General features: G+C 63.3%; 1 protein-coding gene. It reads right to left on the bottom strand.

Annotated elements, in window-relative coordinates; all coding sequences use genetic code 11:
- Positions 1–43: 43 nt before the first annotated feature.
- The gene (locus E4Q08_RS23955; protein WP_034916126.1) at positions 44–577 is read right to left on the bottom strand and encodes a DUF6431 domain-containing protein; all 534 of its coding nucleotides are present in this window, start codon (positions 575–577) and stop codon (positions 44–46) included.
- Positions 578–820: the final 243 nt, after the last annotated feature.

Below are 820 nucleotides of genomic sequence, written 5' to 3'. Positions count from 1 at the left end.
CCCGGGCGCCCCCACTGTCCGCCACTCGTTCGGGGTCAGGTCATCAAGGGACGCTCAGCTCGTGATCAAGGATGGCCATGGCCCGCGCCAGACCCAGGCTTGCGAACACTTGGCGCCAGAGAGCGTCGAATCCTGCCGCCCGTCCGAGTTCGGCAAAGCGGGCGCGCAGATGAAACTCGAAGAGATCACTGCGCGCCTTCAACCACTGCCACCAGCGATCGACGGTGCGCTCGTCAGGTCCGCCGTAGTCCGCGCGATGGCCTGCCGAGCATCCTTTCAATCGTGGTTTCAGGGCCTCTTGCTGCACCGACCAGTCATACCAGCGCCGCGGTGCGATGCACTCCGGTAGGCGCGAACACGTGCGCTGGCATCCGCTGCAAAGGTAGCGGCAGATCGGCACCGGATTGAGCGACCGCTGCTCCAGTTGCCGACCGGCCTTGCGCTCATAGTGCCCGTGCCGCCAAAGGAGCTTGATGCCGCAGTGGGGGCAGCACCGCGGCCGGTAGTGCTCGGGGTTGGCCTTGACTGCCTCGATATGCTGCTCAAGACTGGTGATGCCGATTACAATTCGTCGCATGGGCTGGGCTCCTTTCTATCCGGGTGGTCTCGATAACTTCCCACGATAGCAGAGGTGTCCCAGCCCTTCCTCTTCCCCCTTCGTCCCGACCTCTTTCAGGCAGTGCTTCTTTCTTCTTCCCGACCGTGCGCGGGATATTTCGAGCCCTTAGACCTCAGCCAGGGGAGGACGTAACAGCGTGGCGACACACGCCATCCTGCATCCAGTGACTGCTTTCCGTAGCGTAGCGGTCGGTCAGGCGAG

It is taken from the genome of Candidatus Accumulibacter contiguus, from assembly GCF_012940005.1.
Lineage (GTDB): Bacteria > Pseudomonadota > Gammaproteobacteria > Burkholderiales > Rhodocyclaceae > Accumulibacter > Accumulibacter contiguus.
The sequence above is the reverse complement of the archived record's forward strand: the minus strand, read 5'-3'. Positions and strand labels throughout refer to the sequence as shown.

Excerpts from the sequence above, each read along its gene's own strand:
- E4Q08_RS23955 (WP_034916126.1), bottom strand. The coding sequence starts at position 577 with ATGCGACGAATTGTAATCGGCATCACCAGTCTTGAGCAGCATATCGAG.